16 protein-coding genes and 1 tRNA gene are annotated in these 20,623 nt (G+C 71.6%); 9 read left to right on the forward strand and 8 right to left on the reverse strand.

The genetic code is table 11. The features are described from left to right. Window positions 1-47: 47 nt before the first annotated feature. From VZF99_RS00365 to VZF99_RS00385, 5 genes are read right to left on the reverse strand one after another with little or no spacing between them, the layout of a single operon-like run. A complete protein-coding gene (locus VZF99_RS00365) occupies window positions 48-3,500 on the reverse strand; it encodes an exodeoxyribonuclease V subunit beta (RefSeq protein WP_185951986.1) in 3,453 nt (1,150 codons plus the stop codon). Beyond that, window positions 3,500-6,427, reverse strand: coding sequence for a PD-(D/E)XK nuclease family protein (locus VZF99_RS00370; RefSeq protein WP_407335410.1), 2,928 nt, complete (start codon window positions 6,425-6,427; stop codon window positions 3,500-3,502). The genes VZF99_RS00365 and VZF99_RS00370 overlap by 1 nt, the downstream gene beginning before the upstream one ends. Window positions 6,428-6,462: 35 nt before the next feature. Continuing rightward, window positions 6,463-7,056 (reverse strand): TetR/AcrR family transcriptional regulator, encoded by a 594-nt coding sequence (locus VZF99_RS00375; RefSeq protein WP_067715435.1) that lies wholly within the window; start codon window positions 7,054-7,056, stop codon window positions 6,463-6,465. A 48-nt stretch (window positions 7,057-7,104) separates the two neighbouring features. After that, on the reverse strand, window positions 7,105-7,917 hold the full coding sequence (locus tag VZF99_RS00380) for a Fic family protein (RefSeq protein ID WP_407335411.1): 813 nt from the start codon (window positions 7,915-7,917) through the stop codon (window positions 7,105-7,107). Continuing rightward, entirely contained in the window at window positions 7,914-8,816 is a 903-nt protein-coding gene (locus VZF99_RS00385) for a putative nucleotidyltransferase substrate binding domain-containing protein (protein WP_185951988.1), read from the reverse strand. The genes VZF99_RS00380 and VZF99_RS00385 overlap by 4 nt, the downstream gene beginning before the upstream one ends. Window positions 8,817-8,996: 180 nt before the next feature. Here VZF99_RS00385 and VZF99_RS00390 point away from each other — a divergent pair, with 180 nt between their 5' ends. The 6 genes from VZF99_RS00390 to VZF99_RS00415 all read left to right on the forward strand — a co-directional run bounded on the left by VZF99_RS00390 (window position 8,997) and on the right by VZF99_RS00415 (window position 16,174). After that, window positions 8,997-10,535 carry an amino acid permease gene (locus VZF99_RS00390; protein ID WP_341255020.1) on the forward strand — a complete coding sequence of 513 codons (1,539 nt, stop codon included), beginning with the start codon at window positions 8,997-8,999 and terminating at the stop codon, window positions 10,533-10,535. A gap of 6 nt (window positions 10,536-10,541) precedes the next feature. Next, a complete protein-coding gene (locus VZF99_RS00395; protein WP_407335412.1) occupies window positions 10,542-11,432 on the forward strand; it encodes an urea amidolyase associated protein UAAP1 in 891 nt (296 codons plus the stop codon). An 11-nt stretch (window positions 11,433-11,443) separates the two neighbouring features. Continuing rightward, complete coding sequence (locus VZF99_RS00400; protein ID WP_120286537.1) at window positions 11,444-12,127, forward strand: urea amidolyase associated protein UAAP2; 684 nt, start codon at window positions 11,444-11,446, stop codon at window positions 12,125-12,127. Window positions 12,128-12,198: 71 nt separating this feature from the next. Next, window positions 12,199-14,205 carry a 5-oxoprolinase/urea amidolyase family protein gene (locus VZF99_RS00405; protein WP_120286538.1) on the forward strand — a complete coding sequence of 669 codons (2,007 nt, stop codon included), beginning with the start codon at window positions 12,199-12,201 and terminating at the stop codon, window positions 14,203-14,205. Next, window positions 14,202-15,998, forward strand: coding sequence for an allophanate hydrolase (gene atzF / locus VZF99_RS00410; protein WP_253002917.1), 1,797 nt, complete (start codon window positions 14,202-14,204; stop codon window positions 15,996-15,998). The genes VZF99_RS00405 and atzF overlap by 4 nt, the downstream gene beginning before the upstream one ends. 102 nt (window positions 15,999-16,100) lie before the next feature. Next, window positions 16,101-16,174, forward strand: a tRNA-Asp gene (locus VZF99_RS00415). 55 nt (window positions 16,175-16,229) lie between these two features. Here VZF99_RS00415 and VZF99_RS00420 read toward each other — a convergent pair. Next, the gene (locus VZF99_RS00420) at window positions 16,230-17,087 is read right to left on the reverse strand and encodes a T3SS (YopN, CesT) and YbjN peptide-binding chaperone 1 (protein ID WP_407335413.1); all 858 of its coding nucleotides are present in this window, start codon (window positions 17,085-17,087) and stop codon (window positions 16,230-16,232) included. A 4-nt stretch (window positions 17,088-17,091) separates the two neighbouring features. Continuing rightward, window positions 17,092-17,682, reverse strand: a complete 591-nt coding sequence (locus VZF99_RS00425) for an HD domain-containing protein (protein ID WP_253002919.1) — start codon at window positions 17,680-17,682, stop codon at window positions 17,092-17,094. A 211-nt stretch (window positions 17,683-17,893) separates the two neighbouring features. Here VZF99_RS00425 and VZF99_RS00430 point away from each other — a divergent pair, with 211 nt between their 5' ends. The 3 genes from VZF99_RS00430 to VZF99_RS00440 are packed head-to-tail and all read left to right on the forward strand — an operon-like array spanning window position 17,894 to window position 19,411. Continuing rightward, complete coding sequence (locus tag VZF99_RS00430) at window positions 17,894-18,202, forward strand: hypothetical protein (protein WP_253002920.1); 309 nt, start codon at window positions 17,894-17,896, stop codon at window positions 18,200-18,202. Then, window positions 18,199-19,176, forward strand: coding sequence for a WXG100 family type VII secretion target (locus tag VZF99_RS00435; protein WP_407335414.1), 978 nt, complete (start codon window positions 18,199-18,201; stop codon window positions 19,174-19,176). The genes VZF99_RS00430 and VZF99_RS00435 overlap by 4 nt, the downstream gene beginning before the upstream one ends. 7 nt (window positions 19,177-19,183) lie before the next feature. Continuing rightward, window positions 19,184-19,411, forward strand: coding sequence for a hypothetical protein (locus tag VZF99_RS00440; RefSeq protein ID WP_007626596.1), 228 nt, complete (start codon window positions 19,184-19,186; stop codon window positions 19,409-19,411). 9 nt (window positions 19,412-19,420) lie between these two features. Here the strand turns inward: VZF99_RS00440 and VZF99_RS00445 are convergent, their stop codons facing one another. Then, window positions 19,421-20,479 carry an NAD(P)-dependent alcohol dehydrogenase gene (locus VZF99_RS00445; protein WP_253002922.1) on the reverse strand — a complete coding sequence of 353 codons (1,059 nt, stop codon included), beginning with the start codon at window positions 20,477-20,479 and terminating at the stop codon, window positions 19,421-19,423. Window positions 20,480-20,623 lie beyond the last annotated feature (144 nt).

The raw sequence follows: 20,623 nt of genomic DNA on the forward strand, positions 1-20,623 counted from the left end.
GCACCTGGGCCGACCGCGGCGGGGCTCGCCCCCGCAGGGCCGTGTCGTCAGCCCAGGTCGCGGGCGACCACGGTCGGGCGGGCCCCGCGGCAGAAGACCAGCTCGATCCGCCCCACCGGTCTGCCGGTGGGGCCACCGAGCAGCTCGGCGTAGGCGCACAGCTGGAGCAGGTACTCGTCGACGGTGTCGGTAGTGACGGCGACGTCGGTCTTGTAGTCGATGATCGTCAGCGAGCCGTCGGCTTCCTCCATCACGAGGTCGACCACCCCGTCCACCGCCACCGTCGTCCCGTCCGCGGTGGCCAGCGGCCCTGCCACGGGTAGCTCGGCCCAGTGGGTCCGGGTCGCCGCCCGCCGGACGGGCTCGGAGGTCAGGGCAGTCCTCGCGACGGAGACCATCTCGGCGACGGCTTCCGGGTTGCGGCTCCCGCGCAGCCCACCTCCCAGCCCGAGAGCGATCAACTGGTCTGCCGCCCACCGCTCCCACTCCGCGACCGCGGAGACGGGGTCGGCTGTCGGTCCGTGCAGCCGGGTCAGGTCCGTGTGCTCGGCCAGGTGGTGGACCGCCGTACCGACGTCGGGTCCCGAGGCCAGTGGGGTGCCCCGCGGGGCGGGCGGCAATTCGTCCGATCGCGTCGGGGCCGGGCGGAACCGATCGCGCAACGCGGCGGCCAGTCGTTCGGGGAGGGGCCGCGGCTCGGCCGCCTCGTCGCGCCGCTGGTCTGCACCTGCGGCGGCGGAACCGTCGGCGACCTCCGGGTGCACGATCCGGGTCGCGGACCAGCCCGCGCGCTCTGCGGACCTGGCCGCGATCTGCTGGCTGCGTCGGGCCCATTCCGCTTCGTCGGGAACGTCGACGTCGGGCACGGCGGCGGCGTCGAGCAGGTTCTCACCGTACTCGACCAGATCGGGCGCGTCGGCGTCCTCGATGACGGAGCCGAGGAGGGTCCCCCACAGTCCTGCCCGGGGCTTTCCGCTCTTGGTGAGGGCGTATCCGTGGCCGGAGACCGCGAGGCGGCTCTCCGCTCGGGTCGTGGCGACGTAGAGGAGGCGGATGCGTTCCGCGAGCGCGTGTTGCTTTTCGCGTTCGGCTGCCGCCGTGAAGGCGGGGTCACGGACGGTGGCGGAGAACGACACCGCCGGCCGGGGAGGCTCGTCGTCGGTCCACAGGAGCCGGTCCCGGCTGGTGGGCCAGCCCCGGCTCATCCCGGCCACGATGACCATCGGGTACTCGAGGCCCTTCGACGCGTGGATGGTGTTGATGCGGACAGCGTCCACCCCGATCTCGGGGATGGCGGCTTCGGGGACGCGGGCGTCCTCCGCGGTCAGCGTCAGCGCCCAGTCCGCGTAGTCACGGAGGTCGGCACGCGCTGGGTCGCTGGCGGACTCCTCCCACTGCCACGCGTGCTCGATCACGAACCGGATCCGTCGCCACAGGTCGCGCCGCCGCGGCGATTCGGCCACGGACTCGAAGACCATGCGATCGTGGACGAGTTTCTCCAGGAGTTCGCCTGGGCGCCGCGTGTGCCGCGACAGGGAGGAGAGGTATCCCATCGCGTCTGCGACGGGGGACGCCGCGAGCTCCGTGGGTGCCGGCGCGCCGGGGGCCCAGGTGCCGCCGGCGGCGCGCCAGCGCAGGAGGTCGTCGTCCCCGCAGGCGAACAACGGTGACCGCAGCGCGCCCACGAGGGACGCCTCGTCGGCGGTGTTGGCGACGGCGCGGACGGCCAGGAGGAGGTCGCGGATCTCCGGCGTCCCGTAGACGATCGAGGACGCCTCGGTGCGGTAGTCGATCCCCGCGTGGTCGAGGCAGGTCTCGAGCATCGGCAGAGAACCGCGCGACGGCAGGAGGATCGCGATGTCCGCCAGCCGCAGTGGGGTCTGCTCACCATCCTTGGACTCGTGGGTCCACCTTTCCCGGATGGCGGTGGCGATCACCCTTGCCACGTCGGCGGCCTCGGTCCAGTGGCGTTCGGTGGCCTCCTTCGAGTCGGGCGGGCAGTGATGGGGGACGTCTTCGGTGCGGAAGACGAACGGCCGGGGTCCGTGGGTGGGGTCGTGTTCGGGCCGGTTCGGTGCCGGTTCGAGGTCCCGGTACTCGGGTTGGATGCCGTCGGAGGCGATGAGTACCTCGGAGAACACCTCGTTGACCCAGCGGAGGACCGGACGTGAGCAGCGGAAGTTCGTGCTCAGTCTCTCGATGGCGGCCCCGCCCGTCGCACCGCCCGTACTGTCGGCTCCGCCCCGGGCCCGGAGATAGGTGGCGATGTCGGCGCGGCGGAATCGGTAGATGGACTGTTTGGGATCGCCGACGGTGAAGAGTCGGCCCGGTTCGGGCCCGGATCCGGCGGCCGCGGACGTCAGTAGTTCGGCGATGTCCAACTGTATGGGGTCGGTGTCCTGGAATTCGTCGATGAGAATTCGTTGGTAGCGTGCCCGGACCCGTTCGCGGACCGTCGGGTCCTGCAGTAGTTCGCGCGCGAGAACGAGCTGGTCGTGGAACTGCAGGGTGCCGTGGCGGCGCCGGTCGGCGGCGTGCCTCCGCACCACCGGGATGAGAGCGTCGAGCACCACGGCGATACGTGGGCGCCAGTGCTCGACGAGGATCGCCTCGCACATCGAGGAGAGCTGCTTGATCTCCGCCTTTATCTCCTTCACGACGTCCGTCCCGCCCCAATTCGCGCCCTTACCGCCGTTTCCCGCGGTGATCGGCTTGCCCAGGAGTTCCATCCAGGAGGGCGACGCGGACGGGTCGGACGAAGCGTCCTGCAGTGTCGCCCCCCAGGCTTCATGTGCGTCGAGGACCGCATAGAGCTTGTCCGTCTCGTCCTGGCAGGAATCCCGCCACCCGACGATCGATCCCACGGCAGCGATGATCTCGGCGAGATCCGGCGACACGGGCAGGTCGGCTGTGTCGGGGTACAGGAGGTCGGTGGGCAGGCGGTCCCAGTCGCGGTGGAGCGCCTCGACGACCTCGCGGAACGCGGAGGCCGTCACACCGGCATCGAGCATGTCGTCGACGGCCCGCGCCAGGTTGCCCGACCGGGTGGCGGTCGGGCCGCTGCCGAACAGGAGAGTTGCGCATTCCTGCCACAGGGCGTCGACGGCGCTGGACTCGGCGGTGTCCTGCTGCACGGTGACCTTCGGGGGAATTCCCGCCTCCAGGGGGTTCTCCGAGAGCAGCCGCAGGGCGAAGGAGTGCAGCGTGCCGATGGCGGCGGTGTCGAGCCCCGCGAGAGCGGCATCCGCCCGGTGGTCGCCCTCGGCGCGCTTGTCCACGAGTGTCACGCGGAGGCGATCGCGGAGCTCGGCGGCCGCCTTCTCGGTGAAGGTGATCGCGGCGATGCGGTCGACGGGCACGGCGTCGTCCAACAGCAGAGTGCTGAGGCGGCTGACGAGGGCATGGGTCTTACCGGTCCCTGCACCGGCTTCCACGAAGAGCGTGACGGAGGTGTCCGTTTCCACCCGGAGCCGGGCGGCCTGGTCGGGGAGGGTACTCATCAGGACGTCTCCGATTCGTGCTCGGTCGGATCGGCGGCGACGAGGCCGGCGAACGCGGGGTGGGATGCGAGCGGGTCCTGTCGGGACAACAGCTCCCAGGCGCGGTCGAGCTCGGAGCCGCCGATGAGCTTCGCAAGATCACGGGACGAGCCGCGCCCGCCCTTGAGGGGGAACCATCCACGCTGGAGGGCGTCCACCAGGTTGCCCACGTCAGCGCGGACCTTGTCCATGAGGTCGACGGTGACGTCGAGGGATATCTGCTCGAACTCGCCCCGTTCGGTGCAGTACCAGTAGCGGACTTCGCGGACCGGCAGATCGCGAGCGGACTCGGCGGCCGCTGCGTAGAGCGGCAACTGGAATCGTGTCCCCGAGATGGTGGGGTCCTCCTCGCTCGGCCGCTCCTCCACCGCGGGCGGCGTCCCGGTCTTGTAGTCGGTGACCCGCTGGGACTCTCCGCGCTCGTCGAGCCGGTCGATGGACCCTGCGAGGAACACCGTGGTCGTGCCGTGGGAGGTGGTCACCTCGAAGGGGATCTCGATCACGGAACCGTCGGGGGCCCCTCGGCCGAACCCGAGTTCGGTCGCGGCCGGCTCCCACCCCGCTCGGAAGTCCGTCTCGTCCTCCGAATACCACCGGTCGAGTTCGGCCGCGAGCAGGATCTCCCGCCGTCGCCACAGTGAGGCGACGAGTCCCGGTGACGTCGCGATCGCCGCCTCGCATTCGGCGCGCAACGCGGTCATGAGCAGCTCGCGGTCCGGGCCGGCCCCGGTCTGGAGGCGATCGGAGACGTAGCGCTGGAGGATCGAGTGGACCAGGTCGCCGTAGTCGCGCAGGTCCATCTCGATTTCCGCGGCCGGGTCGTCGAGCGTCCGGACCCTCAGGACCGTGGAGAGGAAGAACAGATACGGGCTCTGGGCCCAGTCCTCCAGCCTCGTGGGAGAGAGCGGATGGTCGAGGACGGTCAGCAGGCGCGCAGCTGCCGAGACATCACCGGTGAACCGCGTGAATCGTCCTCGCCGGCGATCCTGACGCATCTCGTGTGCTCGAACCAGCAGACCAGGGGCACCTGGCCGGGCCAGCCAGCCGTTGGCGGAGAGTTGCCGGATCCGCAGTTCGGAGACAGTGGCCGGGTCCGAACCGAGGGCGGCCGGCGGGGTCAGCACGCCGTCGACGAACGAGGGCACGGCGGTGACGGCCGGACACCCGGCGACGTCCTCCTGCCACTTGGTGGCACGAACCGGTTTCCCGGTGAGTTCGGACAGGGTGGGCAGGAGCCAGCGCGACGGGATCCTGTTGCCGCCGCCTCGCATCGATCCGCGGGGGAATGAGCACGTTCGGTGCTCGGAGCCGGCGCTCAGCGCAAGCTGGAGAACCCGGTACCGCTCGTCGAGCCGCTCGGAGGAGGAGGGCTCGACTGCGCCTTCGGGAACGAGAGGGTCGGGCTTGTGCAGGACCGGAAGGAGTCCCTCCGCCATGCCCACCACGCAGACGGTGTCCAGGTCGCGCCCCACGGCGTCGTCGATCGGACCCAGCGCGACCCCGGCGCCCTCCTCGCCCACGCGGTCGACGATTCCGTCCAGCCGCGTGGCGAGCGCACCGACCACTCGATCCCGGGTGATGGCGGGCGCGATGGTGTCGAGATCCCCGAGAGAACCGACCACCACCAGTGCGGCTGCCCGGGCGGGACTCTGACGGAACAGTGAGGTGATCAGTCCGGTGACGGCCTCCGCCGCCTCGGCCCAGGAACGCGCGGCGTCGACGGCGGCGAGCTCGGAGCGGATGGTCCCGATCAGGCGTAGGAGAGCAGCCGCCGCGGCCCGTTCGTTCTCGCCGAGGGCCCCGGGCTCCCCCCGCAGCCGCAGGTGATCGGCCAGTCGGTCCCAGTCGCCGGCGCCGATGACGGGGAAACGCGTTCGGGTGAGGATCTCCAGGCGCCTGGACGAGACGGCAGCACCCTCCTCGTCGAACGGGACGATCGCGCCCTCGGCGATGATCGACAGCAGGTCGGCGCGGGGCATCCGGCCGGCGTCGAGTCCCAGTAGCCTCACCAACGTGCGGCCGGCCGGAGAGCGACCCGGCCCGGCGTCGGAGGGGCCGTAGACGGCGATCCCGGCCTCCCCGAATGCTCGGTGGAGAAGCCGCAGGTAGGGGTCCGGTGACGGGTAGTAGACACCGATCCGGTGGCCGGGGACCCCGTCCGCCAGGCGCGAGCGGACGAAACGGACCACCGCGCGCACCTCGTCATCGGAGTCCGACGCGTGGAGGACGTGGGTGCCGGTGATCGCCTTCGCGCTGCCGGGCTCGCCGGCGGAGGCGAGGTGCTCCGATCCGGTACCGGGGAGGGGAGATATGCCGCGCTGTTCCAGCGCGGACCGCAGCCTGCGCTCGGCCCGCGTTCCGCGCAGCGGGGCCGCCAGGACGATCCGCCCCAGCACATCCAAACGCTCCAGCGCGGTACTCACCGCCTCGAACTGCGTGTAGTAGGCGTCACCCGTCATCGCGCGGGCCTCGTCGGCCAGCCGGAGGACCTCCGAGTGCAGCCGGGTCTCCGCGGTGACCGAACCCGGCTCGACGGTCCCCAGACGCAGGCACGCCTGGGCCACGGCCTGTCCCGTGACGGGTTCGGAGGCCACTGCCTCCAGATGTCCGGGATCGCTGTCCAGCGCCTTCTCGACCGCGGCGGCGAGGAGGGGGAAGGGGAGCGCAGCCCGTGGGGCCAGTGCAGGAGCCGAGAGTTCGCTGATCACCTGGTCGGCGGTTCTCACCGCCACGTTGACCGCCCCGCCGTCGAGCGCGAGCGCCCGGACCACGTCCCTGGCCGCACCGAACGACGGCACCAGGACGGTGATCCGGCCGAGCGGGTCGGTGCCGCGGAGACGGCGGACCTCGGCGACGAGGGCGCTGGGATGAGCCTGGGATCCGGTCACACCGCCATGGTGCCCCACCGGTACGACAAGACCGTTCAGCTGATGCCGATCGCGCGGGTCGCGGCCGTCGCCCATCGCACCGGGTCGATGGTGACCCCGGGATGATCCTGCCGGTGCGGAATCACCGCCTCGACCACCCGGAACGGCAGGTCGAGGGCGGGGTCGGCGGGATCGAGGTCGGGTCGACACAGTGCGACGAGTTCCCGGTAGATCCCTCTGAGTTCCGAGCGCGCGCCGCGGAAACCGGCGAAGTCCTCCCCTGTGACCTCCGGGAGCACGTACAACATCCCGATGTTCCAACGTGAGGCGAGCAGGCCCTCGACGTCGACTGTCGCCAGCGTCAGCAGCGTCTCCCGGGGGTCCCGCCCCTCGGCGCGCAACCGGCGGGCCATCTCCAGGGTCGGCCCGACCGTCGTGTCGAGGAGGGAGCCGAGGATCGCGGCTTTCGTCGGGAAGTGCGTGTAGAGCGACGCCTGGCGCACCCCGACGGCGTCGGCGATGGCGCGGGTGGAGGTGGCGGTGTATCCGCGGGTGGTGAACAGTTCCGCCGCGGCATCGAGGATTTCGTCGGCCGGAGTGGCTCCGGGGCGCCTGCGGTCCACGAGTCGGGGTCGGCCGGGTGTGTCCACGGAGGTCCTTTCGCCACGCCGGTCCGGCGATGTTTCTCGTCCCGGCCGTCAGGTGACGTGGGGGTCGACGGACCGGTCCATCGTGACACGGAGGAATTCGAACCGGTGCGCCGTGGGATCGACGGTCCTGCGGGGAGGAGTCGGCAAGGAGGATACGGCGGCCTGCACCCACGTCGCGCGGGAGGTACGGGTGAAGTCGAGGTCCGCGCCATGCGCGCGTGCCGCGAGCAGGGCGGCGACGGCTGCGGCGCGCCCGTTTCCCTCGCGGAACGGGTGCACGTGGTTGAAGCGGGCGTACCAGTCGGCCAGGGCCAGGGCGATGGTCGCCCTCCGGGGTGCGGGTGCACGTGCGGAGTCCAGCGCTCCGGCGACGAGGTCGGCCGGTCGTTCCAGCGGGGCGACGAGGGCGGGGACGCGGTCTGCCGCGGCGAACACGGAACCCTGCTTGGACAGGCCGACCATCCGGGGGAGGCCCGCCCAGGCGTAGACATCGCCGAACAGTGCGGCATGGATGCCGGAGACGGTCGTCGGAGCGGACGCCGGCTCACGGAGGAGACGGGCCCCCGCGGCGACCGCCAGGAGGGCTTCCGCCCGGGCCAGGGGCCTCTCCGTGGTGATGCCGAGGGAATTCTCCAGTACCCGCGTTCCCCTGAGGTAGTACGGGACGCGGCGGGCCAGGATCCCGGGCCGGGGCCGTCGTACGGCCTCCGGCGGTATCGACTCGAGGACGTGGAGGCGTATGAGCCGATCGGAGGCGCCCCGGTCGACGAGATCGAGGACCTCGTCGTCGTCGACCCCCGGTGCCCATCCCTCCAACGCCGAGATGGCGAGCATCGCGGCGGTGCACGGGTGGCGGGTCACCCCGGATCTCGGATCTGGCCCGCTGACCGGAGGTAGTCGAGGGCGCGCTGGACGCCGGAGATCTCCCGCGCGACGGACCGGAGTCCGGCGCGTTCGGCCGTGGTGAGCACGGAGAGCGGGACCCGGTCGGTTCCGGGGCCGTCGGGGTCCGCCCGCAGACGGACGTCCCACCGTAGACCGGTGACGAATCGGGCGGCCACGCGCAGGGACGCCCACCGGTCCGGCGGAAGGAGATCCGGGTCGGCGGCCAGTTCGAGGCGCGAGCCCGTGCTGGTGGTGGCCACCCCGGCGCGCAGGGCGGACCACCGCGCGATCTTGACGACCGGGGTGATGACCGCTGTCTTGAGGTCGACCACGGGGTCTCCGCGGAACGTCCGGCCGAGTCTGGACGGCACGGAGGCCCGGGTCGAGAGCGCGTCCGCGAGAACGTCTGCGAGCACGGCCGGATGAGCACGAACGGCATCGACGGCCATGCGCGGCAGGAGGTCCGGGTCGCGTCGGTCGTCGGTGAGGGGGCGGGCGTCGGCGAGCAGGCCCAGGTGCACGACCCCCAGGTTCCGCGCGGGCGCGTCCGCCCAGCCCTCGGCGGCCGTGGACCATCCGGCGCGCGTCCGGACGAAGCGGGGATCGGCGGCCGAGGCCGCGGAGGTCTCGGCGTACCACGGTGGTGTCGAGAGATCGGTGGCCGCGACGGCGCGCCGGACCGCGCGGGGGTCCCGGTGGTCGACGACGGCGAGGGATTCCAGGTCACTGCCGGGGACCGCCTCCCCGCGGCCCACCGAACCGGTGACCCACACGGTGTCCGCCACGGTCGGGCCGAGCCTCGATTCCAGTTCTCGTCGCAGGTCGTCCGACCACGCGCGAGTGCGATCATCGTCGCCGGCCCGGGGAGGTGTCATGGGGTCATTCGACCACGTCAGACGGCCGGTGCGTCAGCCGGGAGCGGGCGCGAGTGCCTGTTAATCCGATCGAAACATGGTGCAACCCGGGTGTCATGCGTCCGAGCAAAACTGTCACACGACAGGAACCGCGGTCGCCGAGATCGGGTTCATCGGCCCGCCCCGAGAGGAGCACCGGACATGAGCGACTCACCCGGTCTCACCACCCCGGTTCCCGAACGCCGGGGTGATCACGACGACCTCGCAGACTTCGGCTACGAACAGCAACTCCATCGGAGTCTCGGCACGTTCGCGTCATTCGCGGCCGGGTTCTCGTTCGTCTCCATCCTCACGACGATCTTCCAGCTCTTCGGCCTCGGGTACGGGTTCGGAGGCCCCGCCTTCTTCTGGACCTGGCCGATCGTCTTCGCCGGCCAGTTCCTCGTGGCGTTGTGCTTCGCCGAACTGGCGGCCAGGTACCCGATCTCGGGCGCGATCTACCAGTGGTCCCGCCGGATGGGCGGGGAGATCGTGGGGTGGTTCGGCGGGTGGTTCATGATCCTCGCCCAGATCGTCACCGCCTCGGCGGCGGCCATCGCCCTGCAGGTCGTCCTTCCGAGCATCTGGTCCGGCTTCCAGATCATCGGCGACGACCCGGCGCTGACCTCACCATCCGGATCGACGAACGCCGTCCTGCTGGGATCGGTCCTGCTCGTCATCACCACGGTGATCAACTCCATCGGCGTCCGGTGGATGGCCTACGTCAACAACATCGGCGTGACGTGCGAGATCGTCGGTGTGATCGCCGTGGTCCTCGCGTTGTTCACCCACGCGGTCCGCGGCCCCCAGGTCGTCTTCGACACCGCGGGCATGGGGGATCAACCCGGGTACATCTGGGCCTGGGTGGTCTCGGGACTGATGGCGGCCTATGTCATGGTGGGGTTCGGCTCGGCCGGCGAGCTCGCGGAGGAGACGGTCAATCCCCGCCGCATCGCGCCCCGGACGATCCGGATGGCACTGACCGTCTCCGCCATCGGCGGTGGACTGATGATCCTGGGAGCGCTCATGGCCGCGCCCAGCCTCACCGACGGGCGTCTGGCGACCGAGGGCCTTCCCTACGTACTTAACTCGGTCCTCGGGAACTTCTGGGGGAAGGTGCTCCTCGCCGACGTCGTCGTCGCGATCTTCATCTGCACCCTCGCCATCCAGACCGCCGCCACCCGGCTCATGTTCTCCATGGCACGCGACGGCAGGCTCCCGTTCTCGACGGCTCTCTCGCGCGTCCACCCGCGGACCGGGACCCCGATCGCGCCGTCCGTTCTGATCGGACTGGCCTGCATGGGCATCCTGCTGGTCAACGTCGGCAACTCCGCGATCTTCGCCACGCTCGCCTCGGTGTGCATCATCCTCATCTACCTGGCCTACCTCTGCGTGACCGGACCGCTGCTCATGCGTCGACTCAAGGGGTGGCCGAACGGCCCCCGGCTCACCGACGCCGAGGGCAGGCCCCTGTTCTCGCTCGGCCGCTGGGGGATCCCCGTCAACGTCCTCGCCGTGGCGTACGGACTGCTCATGACCATCAACCTCGCCTGGCCACGGGCCGAGATCTTCGACCCGTCCGGTGAGACACCGTGGCTGCGGTGGGCGGGCGTGGCGACCGTCGTGGCTGTCGTCGGGCTCGGCGTCCTGTGCTTCCCCCGCGGCAAGACCCACCCCAATCCCGTTCAGATCGGAGAGTGACCAGTCATGACCAGCACCACCGCATCCAGTCCCGCAGGCACATCCACCACCTCGGGTGCCCGCCAGCACGCCCGCGCCCAGGCAGGCACGATCACCGACGCCATGCCGGTCGTCCCCGCCACCGACTGGCCCGATCCGCCGGCGGACGTCCCGGCTGACCGACTGACGTGGGCCGAGTCCATCCCCGGTGGCCGGTACACCGCGGTCACCCTGGCCCGGGGCACCCGGATCCGACTCACCGACCGGGAGGGCACGGCCTGCGCCTCGCTCATGATGTGGCGCGCCGACGCTCCCTGGGAGCGACTCAACACGGCCGACACGGTGAAGGTCCCGTGGCAGGCCTACCTCGGGACCGGCCATCCGCTGCTCTCGGACCAGGGGCGCGTGCTCGCGACGATCGTCGCGGACACCTCCGGCCACCACGACGCGCTGTGCGGGGCCTCGACCCTGGCCGGCACCGTCGCCCGCTACGGGGCCGGCGCGCCGGAATCGGAGTCACCGGCCGGACGGGAACTGCTGCTACTGGCGGCGCTCAAGCACGGGCTGGGCGAGCGCGACCTGCCGCACACCGTGTCGTTCTTCCACGGGATCCGGGTGGACGCGGACGGTTCGCTGGTGTCCACCGGAAACGCGGGTGCGGGGGCGGCGATCGACCTCGTCGTCCACTTACCCGTTGTGCTGGCCGTGGCGGTCGCCGACCACCCGCTCGACCCCTCGGGGGAGTATCGCGCCGGGACCGTGGAGTTCCTGGCCTGGAGCGCCCCCGAGGACCTGGACGCCCTGGTGGAGGACTCGCTGCCGGGGGTCGCGCAGGACATGGAGTACCGCCGCGCACTCGTCAATTCCGAGGCCGCCCACCGCGCCGCCGCCCCGCTCGCCACCGCCCCGATCGCCTGAGGAGCACCGTCATGACACCTTCGACCGTCACCGCCGATCCCCGAACCGTTGATCCTCGGACCGCCGACGCCGCCGGCCTCGCGCTCGGAGGCGGGGAGGTCCTGGCCGATGAGACCGTGGCCGCCCGCGCCGCCTGGTCCCACGTCCTGGAGGCGGGCCAGACGCTGACCATCGTGGACCTCGAGGGCAACCAGGCCGTCGACACTCTCTTCTACGACGCCCACGACCCCGCCCGCCGCTACAGCGCCCCGGCCACCGTCGCCGCCCAAGGGTCGATCTTCCTCACCACGGGCAGTGTCCTGCGCGACGACGCGGGCGAGCCGCTGGTCACCATCACCGCCGACGAGGTGGGCAACCACGACACGCTGGGCGGTGCGTGCTCGCAGGAGTCCAACACTCTGCGGTACGGCCACCACACCCGGCACCAGCACGCCTGCGTGGAGAACTTCCTCCGCGAGGGAGCCCGGCACGGGCTCGGCAAGCGGGACTTGGTCCCCAACGTCAACTTCTTCATGAACGTCCCGGTGGACGACGACGGCACGCTGGGGATCGTCGACGGGCTCTCCGCGCCCGGGAAGCGACTGGCGCTGCGCGCCGACCGCGACGCGATCGTGCTGGTCTCGAACTGCCCACAGATCAACAACCCGTGCAACGGCTTCGACCCGACGCCGGTCCGGATGATCGTCACCGCCTGACCGCGGCCGCACCCCGGCCGGCGCCCACGTACCCCGTCACCCGCCCGCTCTTCACCTCAGGAGTACCCGACATGACCCGCCTCGAGATCCTCGCCCCCGGCCTCATCACCACCGTCCAGGACTGGCCCGCTCGCATCGGGTACTGGGGTGTGGGCGTCCCGCCGTCCGGGGCGATGGACGACCAGTCGCTGCGGCTGGCCAACATCGCGGTGGGCAACCCGGAGGGGGCGGCCGGACTGGAGTGCACCCGCGGCGGCCTCCGGCTCCGGGCGGACGGCCCGGTCACGGTGTGCGTGGGCGGCGCGCACGTCCGGCCGACTGTAACCACGGGCGCGGAGAACGGCGGCGGGGCGGGCGGGCAGCCGGTGGCCCAGTGGAAGCCGGTCACCCTGGAGGCCGGGTCGGTGCTGGACATCCCGGTGATCGACGGCCCGGGGATGCGCGTCTACGTGGCGGTGCGGGGCGGGATCGACGTCGAGCAGTACCTCGGGTCGTCGTCGACCTTCACCCTGGGCCGCTTCGGCGGGCACGAGGGCCGCGCGCTCGCCGCGGGGGACACGCTCGAAGTAGGCGAGGCCGGGACGGCCGAGCCGCGCCGAATCCTCGCCGACGAGATCCCCGCCATCGGTCACCACTGGCACGTCGCCGTGGCGGAGGGCCCCCACGGCGCCCCGGAGTTCCTCACCCGGGCCGGCATGGACGAGCTGTACGCGGCCACCTACACCGTGCACTTCAACTCCGACCGCACCGGCGTGCGGCTCGAGGGTCCGCGCCCGAAGTGGGCGCGCCCCGACGGCGGGGAGGCCGGCCTGCACCCGTCCAACCTGCACGACAACGCCTATTCGGTGGGGGCCCTGGACTTCACCGGCGACACCCCGATCCTGCTCGGCCCGGACGGCCCCAGCCTGGGCGGCTTCGTCTGCCCGGTCACCGTGGTCAGCAGCGACCGCTGGAAGCTGGGGCAGCTGGCGCCCGGTGACACCGTGCGGTTCGTCCGGGTCCGGGTGGACTCCGTGCCCGGCGGCGCGGGCGCCGCGCGTGGGGCCGGCCGGTCCTACGTCCTGGGCGACGGGGGTGACCGCGACGACGGCGTGCTGGGCCGCGGCCACACCGCGGACGGCCTCACCGAGATCACCTACCGCCGCGGCGGGGACGACAACGTCCTGGTCGAGTACGGGCGGATGGAGCTCGATCTCGAGCTGCGTGCCCGCGCGCACGCGCTGTACCTGCACCTGCTGTCCAACCCCGTGCCCGGACAGCAGGACCTCACGCCGGGGATCCGCTCGCTCCAGGTCAAGATCACGCCGGGGCGCAGCACCGTGACCTCCACCCTGGCCGCCCTGCGCGAGGCCGAGACGGCCCTGCCCGCCGCCGAGTCCCTGGTGGTCCCCAGCCGCCGGGTTCGGCTGCCCCTGAGCTGGGACGACCCCGCCACGCGGGAGGCCATCGAGCGCTACATGTACGGGGTGCGCGACGACGCCCCGTGGTGTCCGTGGAACATCGAGTTCATCCGCCGGATGAACGGCCTGGAGACCGCCGACGACGTCTACCGCACGGTCTTCGACGCGGAGTACATGGTGCTGGGCCTGGGGGACGTGTACCTGGGCGCGCCGGTCGCCACCCCGCTCGATCCCCGCCATCGCCTGGTCACCACCAAGTACAACCCCGCCCGGACGTGGACGGCCGAGAACTCCGTGGGGATCGGCGGCGCGTACCTGTGCATCTACGGGATGGAGGGGCCCGGCGGCTACCAGTTCGTGGGTCGCACCACGCAGGTCTGGAACCACCGACACCCGGAACCGGCACCGGGGTTCGACGCCGAGCACCCCTGGCTCCTGCGGCACTTCGACCGCATCTCCTGGTACCCGGTCACCTCCGAGGAGTTGACGGACCTGCGCGCCGACACCGCCGCCGGTCGCGGGCGCGTGGACATCACCGACGACACGTTCTCCCTGGCCGAGCACAACGCCTTCTGCGAGAGGGAGGCCGAGTCCATCGCCTCCGCCCGGCGCCGCATGGAGCACGCCCGCTCCGAGGAGTTCGCCCGCTGGGCCGCCAGTGGGGAGCTGAGCGCATGAGCACCGCGCTGACGGGCACCGCGCTGACGAGCACCGAACTGACGAGCGCCGATCTCCGGGCCCGGGCCGAGGCCGAGGTCGACCGCGTGCTGGCTCGCCTGGCCGAGGCGGACCGGCCGGAGGTGTTCCTGCAGGTCCGCGGCCGGGACGACCTGGTCGCCGACATGGCGGCCTCGCTCGCCGCCGACGGTCCGCTCGCCGGGATGACCCTCGCGGTGAAGAACAACGTGGACGTGGCCGGGATGACCACCACCGCCGCCTGCCCGGGGTTCGCCTTCCTGCCCGACCGGGACGCGGCGGCCGTGTCGCGGCTGCGCGCGGCTGGCGCCGTGGTGCTGGGCACGACCAATCTCGACCAGTTCGCGACCGGACTGGTGGGCACCCGCAGCCCCTACGGGGCGGTGCGGGCCGCCCACCGGCCGGAGCACGTGTCGGGTGGCTCCAGCTCGGGATCGGCGGTGGCGGTGGCCCTGGGGATCTGTGATCTGGCCATCGGCACGGACACCGCTGGGTCGGGCCGGATCCCGGCCGCGCTCAACGGGATCGTGGGGATCAAGCCGACCCTGGGCACGGTCTCCACCGAGGGGGTCGTGCCGGCCTGCGCGAGCTACGACTGCGTGACGGTCTTCGCCCGCGACGTCCGCACGGCGACCCGCGCGACCGCGCTGATGGCCGGAGGCGAGGGCACGCGGGACTGGCCCGCGGACACCCCGCTCGCCGCGGTGCCGGGGGCCACCCTCGCGATCCCCCGCGAGCTGGTGGCCATGGCGCCGGGCTGGGCCGAGGCCTTCTCCGCCGCGGTGGACATGGCCCGCGACCGGGGATTCCGGGTGGTGGAGATCGATCTGGGCCCGTTTCTCGAGGCGGCGCGGCTGCTCTACGACGGGGCGCTGGTGGCGGAGCGGTACGAGGCGGTGGGCGACTTCCTCGACGGCCCCTGCGGCACCGAGCCGGAGTCGGGCGTCGATCCCACGGTCCGCGGCATCATCGCGCCCGCGCGGGACATCGCGGCCGTGGACCTGCTGCGCGACCGCCGGGCCGTGGAGGCGTTGCGGCGCGCGGCGCTGGCCGACCTGGACCGCCTCGGCGCCACGGCGTTGCTCGTGCCCACCGCGCCGTTCCACCCGACGATCGCCGAGGTGGCCGCCGACCCCGTGGCCCTCAACAGCCGGATGGGGACCTACACCAACTTCTGCAACCTCTTCGACCTGTGCGCGGTCGCCGTGCCGACGGGGGAGGTGGACGAGGGCGAGCGGGGGACCGCGACCTTCGGCGTGACGGTGGTGGGACGGCCGTTCCACGACGGCGCGGTGGCCGGGATCGCCGCCGCGCTGGCCGACGGGGCAGGCGCGGCAGGCGGGACCGGCGAGGCCCTCCCGGACCCGGCGTCTCTCGACCCGTGGCCCCTCGGGGCGGGCGCGCCGGCGGTCGACCTGGTGGTGTTCGGCGCACACCGCCGCGGGGGCCCGCTCGAGCACCAGCTCACCTCCCGCGGCGCCGCCTGGCGTGGACCGGTTCGGTCCAGCGCCGACTACCGGATGTACCGGCTCGACACCGAGCCGCCCAAGCCGGGGGTCCTGCGTCACCCGGACGGCGCCGAACTACTCGGGGAGCGGTGGATGATGTCCCCGGCCGCGTTGGGAAGCTTCCTCGACGAGCTGCCCAGGCCGATGCAACTCGGTCGGGTGACTCTCGCGGACGGTACGGAGATGGTCGGCTTCGGTTGCGAGCCCACGGCCGTCACCCCGGAGGCCGACGACCTCACCGAGCGCGGGGAGTGGCCGATCGGGTGAGGAACGGTTCGATGCCTGATTTCACCGGACGGCAGATCTGCCGGGGGCGGTGGAGGGCGAGTCCATGAGTTCCGCTAATGTCCTACCCCGTGCCACGAGCACGGCCCTGTGGCGCAGTTGGTTAGCGCGCCGCCCTGTCACGGCGGAGGTCGCGGGTTCGAGTCCCGTCAGGGTCGCCGGAGAGAGCCGGTGCATTCAGGTCATCGAATGCACCGGCTCTCGTCTGTGCTGCTACCGCGGCCCCAGCCTCGCCGCGATCGCGTCCCGCGTCGAGGAGAACGTGAACAGGAAGTGTTCGAGCGCTACCTGGGCGTGGCGGGGGAGCAGCGGGGCGACCGGCACGGTGGTCCGCTGCAGGACGTGCCGGCCGTCGAGGATCCACGACGTGCGGTCGTCGTCGAGATTGAGTCGAGCCAGCTCGAGCGCCGCGTCGGATCTGGAGCGCACCCCCCGCACGACCCACGCCCAGATGCGTGCGTACGGCTCGTCCTCGGCGAATGAGACGTGCATCCGGTGGCCGACGTGGTCGAAGACGATGGCTCCGCGGTCGTCGACCACGCAGGCCCGTCCCGTGACTCTCTCGACGATCGCCTCGAACCGTTCCCGGGCGTCCTCGTGGTCGGCCACCTCCACCGCCATGTCGATGGGGTTCGGGTGGTCGGCGGGGTCGTTGCCGATGGGGATCGAGTCGGAGCGGAGCAGGCGCAGCGGTCCGGTGTGCCGCCCGACCGTGCCCTGGCAGCGCAGGGTCAGCAGTTGGGGGTGCGGTACCCCGAGCCGGTCGCGGCAGGCATCGACGACCGCCCGGGCGATGGTGCCGGGCGCGGTGGGGGAGGTGTGGGCGATCATCTCCTCCACGAGGGGGTGACCGGCGAGGCGCACGGTCACCCAGGTGCGCTCGCCGCCGGGCGCGAGGTGGACGACGCACCGCCCCCGCGTTCCGGATGCGTCGGACGGCGCGGTGAACTCCATCGCTCCGACCGCGCCCGGCCTGCGCAGATGGCCGGCCAGGGTGGTCTCGAGACCGTCCCAGGGGTTCTCCGCCGGACGCAGCGGCGCGCTGCCCGGGCCGGAGAGCTGGTCGCGCACGGCGTCATCCCACCGGTGCGAGGGCGGCCACGTCGTCGACCGCCCGGCGGAGTTCTCGCGAGGCGGTGCAGTCACCGAGCCGTTCGGCGACGGCGTCGGCGATCGCGCGGTAGAACCACAGTTTTTCCTCCGGCCCGGCGTTGAACAGGCCCCACATGTCATCGCCCAGCCGCTCGTGCGCGGTGACCATCGAGCGCAGGTTGTGGATCTTGTCGGCGGCCGAGATGAGCAGGCACTCGTGGGAGTCCTCGGCCAGTCGCGCGAGGTAGCCCTCCTTGCGCACCCGCCACGGCGGGGTCTCCTCGCCGGCGGTCTTCTCCTCCGACACGCCGCGAACGAGCTCCGTGACCCGCTCGCCGAACTCGGCGGTCATGTCGTCGGCCGAGTACACCGATGGCGGCACGTCCTCCAGGACGTCGTGCAGCAGCGCTGCGACCGCCACGTCCTCGTCGCCGGTGAAGTCGGAGACGATCATCGCCACCGCCACCGGGTGGGCGATGTAGGGCGTCGGATCGTCCTTGCGGGTCTGACCGGCGTGGCAACGGGCGGCGACCGCGAGCGCGCGGTCGAGGGTGGGGGTCCAGGTGAGCGACATGGTGCACTCCTCGAGGGGAGAGGTCCCGACGCCGGGCGACGCCGCCGGGTCGTGGGTGGAACCGGTCGTGACCGGTGTCCCTTCCACACTCCCGAGTACACACCACGGGTACGACACGGGGGAACCGATCGGCGTGGGGCGCGCGTCGTACATGGTGAGGACGCCACGGGGGCGTCCCGGTAGTAGACCGGAACGACGACGAGGAGGGCTCGTGCCCGACGGGACGATCAGGGCGGATGCCGGGAGGATCGCGAGCGCGGTCTCGGTGTTCCGCGACTGCGGGGAGGCGGCCGCGGAGGTGACGTTTCCCGAGGTCACGGCACGTCTGGGCGGCGGTCTTCCGGGCGGGTCGGCGATCGAGCAGGCGGTGGACCGGGCGTGCGGTGCTGCCGCGGTGTGCGCCTCGAGAATTGCGGGTCGGCTCGGGGGCCTGGCCGACTTCGTTGCCGAGGCGCACCGGTTCCTCGAGGCCGAGGATGAGGACTTCGCGGCTCTCCTCGCAGCGGTGGCCCGGCGGTGAGCTGGACAGTCGGCGACATTCGTCGTTGGGACGTGTCCGCAGTGGCGGGCGCCGGCGGCGAGGTCGGGCGTCAGGGCTCGGTGGCGGAGGGTATCCGGAGGTACCTGGTCGACGGTGCGGTGGAGCTGGATGATGGCTGGGACGGTGAGGCCGCTGACGCCGTTCTCGACACCGTAGAACGTGAGAAGTCGCACGTCAGCAGGCTGGCTGACGGACTCGAGGATCTGGCTGATGCTCTCCGGAGCTCGCAGGCTGCGCTGGGACCGGCAGTTCAGACGGTTCGAGATCGGATCGCCGATGCCGAGGCAGCCGGACTGCAGGTGAGCGAATCGTCGGTGCGTCCGTTGTCTGGTCGCGACGACATCGATCACTCGACGGTAGATGAGCATGCGGAGGCGATCAGCTCCGCGGTCGACACCGTTCGCTCCCTCGATGAGCACTACGGGCGCGAGATCGACCAGATCGCCGCTCGGCTGCACGCCGCGATCCCACCCGAGGTCGATCGGTCGCCGATCCCGGGCCCGGACGACCCGTGGCCGGGTCGCGGTGTGGACGCGATGACGGGGGCCGCGTCACGGGGTTACCCGGACGTCGCCGATGAACTCGATCCACTGACGCGGGGGAGACACACGCTCAACCCGGCCCCGGATGACTTCGGCAGAGCCGCGGCGACAGGACTGCGGGGACTCGGTAGGGTCGCCGGTCCGGTCGGTGGCGGGCTTACGGTGTACGACGGCGTGAAGGCCCACGCCCAGGGGAAGACGTCGACCGGCGAGGCCGTCGCGGAGACCCTCGGGGCTCTGGGTGGCGGCGCGCTCGGAGGCGCCGCAGCCGGCGCCGTCGCAGGAACGATGTTCGGTCCCCTCGGCACGTTCATCGGCGCCGGCATCGGTGCGGCCGTCGGGACGTACCTGGGACAGCAGGCGGGCGATATGGCTCACGACCGGTACCGGGCCCACACGGCAGAGAGGTGACACGACCATGAGGTATGGGCAGAGATGGGACGACCCGTCGGAACGCGACCCGCACCCCTACGAACACCCCGCCCTGGAACCGGAACCCGGATTCTGGGACGGCAAGTGGGAAGAGTTCAAGCGGCGGTTCATCCAGATGGCCTGGGAGGATCACTACAGCCGGACCGTCCTCATCCTCTCGACGGTGGGATTCGTGGCGACATTCATCTGGATGTGGTTCACCGGTGAAACCTGACGCCCACCCCTAGAACGTCTTGGCGTCGATCACGAACCGGTACCGGACGTCCGAGCTCACGACACGGTCGTACGCCTCGTTGATCTTGTCCGCCGAGATGAGCTCGATGTCGGCCGTGATCCCGTGCTCGGCGCAGAAGTCGAGCATCTCCTGGGTCTCGGGGATCCCCCCGATCATGGACCCGGTCAGGATCCTGCGCCCAGCGGCGACGGACCCGGCCCGCACCGACATCGGCTCGGTCGGGATGCCGATGTTGACCAGCGCCCCGCGCGGCTTGAGCGTGGCGAGGAACCGGTCCATCGGCAGGCTCGCGGAGACGGTGTTGAGGATGACGTCGAAGGTGCCGCGGAGCTCCCGGAGGGTGGCCTTGCCCTCGTCGCCGGCGGTCGCGTAGTGCTCCACGGCGCCGTACTTCAGCGAGTCGTCCCGCTTGGAGGTGGTCTGCGACAGGACCGTCACCTCGGCACCCATCGCCACCGCGAGCTTCACCCCGACGTGTCCGAGTCCGCCCATGCCGATCACCGCGACCTTGGTGCCCGGGCCGACATTCCACTGCTTCAGCGGCGAGAACATGGTGATCCCCGCGCACAGCAGCGGCGCCGCCGCGGCCGGGTCGAGCCCCTCCGGCACGGACACCACCATCGGCTCCTCGACCACGATGTGGGTCGAGTAGCCGCCGTTCGTCACCGGGCCCTCGGGGTCGCCCTCGGGCAGCGGGGAGCCGTAGGTCGCGACCGACCCGCGCTCACACTCCTGTTCCTGGCCGGCCTGGCAGGAGTCGCACTCGTGGCAGGCGCCGACCAGGCACCCGACGCCCACGCGGTCGCCCACCGCGTGCCGGGTGACCTCGGAACCGACCTCGCGGACGATGCCGATGATCTCGTGCCCGGGTGCCACGGGATAGGTGGTCTGCCCCCACTCGCCGCGCACGTGGTGGATGTCGGAGTGGCAGATGCCGGCGTACTCGATCTCGATGAGCACGTCGTCCGGGCCGGTGTCCCGACGTCGGATCGTGGTCTTCTCCAGGGGTGCGTCCGGTGCGGTGGCGGCGACGGCGGCGACGTCCATGTGTGGTCTCCCGTTGATCGAGTCGGATTCGTGGTGCGAACTGTCCAGTCGGAGTGCTCGCCACAGTAGAGGCGCGCGCGTTCCGCTGCAGAAAACCGAGTGCCGGGGCGGTTCCCGTCCGCGATTCCCTAACGCATGTCAGCG

Source organism: Dietzia kunjamensis (assembly GCF_045689975.1).
Lineage (GTDB): Bacteria > Actinomycetota > Actinomycetes > Mycobacteriales > Mycobacteriaceae > Dietzia > Dietzia kunjamensis.

What these genes read in the sequence shown, in the direction of transcription:
- VZF99_RS00365 (WP_185951986.1), bottom strand. Translation starts at nt 3,500, where the DNA reads ATGAGTACCCTCCCCGACCAGGCCGCCCGGCTCCGGGTGGAAACGGAC.
- VZF99_RS00385 (WP_185951988.1), bottom strand. Translation starts at nt 8,816, where the DNA reads ATGACACCTCCCCGGGCCGGCGACGATGATCGCACTCGCGCGTGGTCG.
- VZF99_RS00390 (WP_341255020.1), top strand. Translation starts at nt 8,997, where the DNA reads ATGAGCGACTCACCCGGTCTCACCACCCCGGTTCCCGAACGCCGGGGT.
- VZF99_RS00395 (WP_407335412.1), top strand. Translation starts at nt 10,542, where the DNA reads ATGACCAGCACCACCGCATCCAGTCCCGCAGGCACATCCACCACCTCG.
- VZF99_RS00400 (WP_120286537.1), top strand. Translation starts at nt 11,444, where the DNA reads ATGACACCTTCGACCGTCACCGCCGATCCCCGAACCGTTGATCCTCGG.
- VZF99_RS00405 (WP_120286538.1), top strand. Translation starts at nt 12,199, where the DNA reads ATGACCCGCCTCGAGATCCTCGCCCCCGGCCTCATCACCACCGTCCAG.
- atzF (WP_253002917.1), top strand. Translation starts at nt 14,202, where the DNA reads ATGAGCACCGCGCTGACGGGCACCGCGCTGACGAGCACCGAACTGACG.
- VZF99_RS00425 (WP_253002919.1), bottom strand. Translation starts at nt 17,682, where the DNA reads ATGTCGCTCACCTGGACCCCCACCCTCGACCGCGCGCTCGCGGTCGCC.
- VZF99_RS00440 (WP_007626596.1), top strand. Translation starts at nt 19,184, where the DNA reads ATGAGGTATGGGCAGAGATGGGACGACCCGTCGGAACGCGACCCGCAC.
- VZF99_RS00445 (WP_253002922.1), bottom strand. Translation starts at nt 20,479, where the DNA reads ATGGACGTCGCCGCCGTCGCCGCCACCGCACCGGACGCACCCCTGGAG.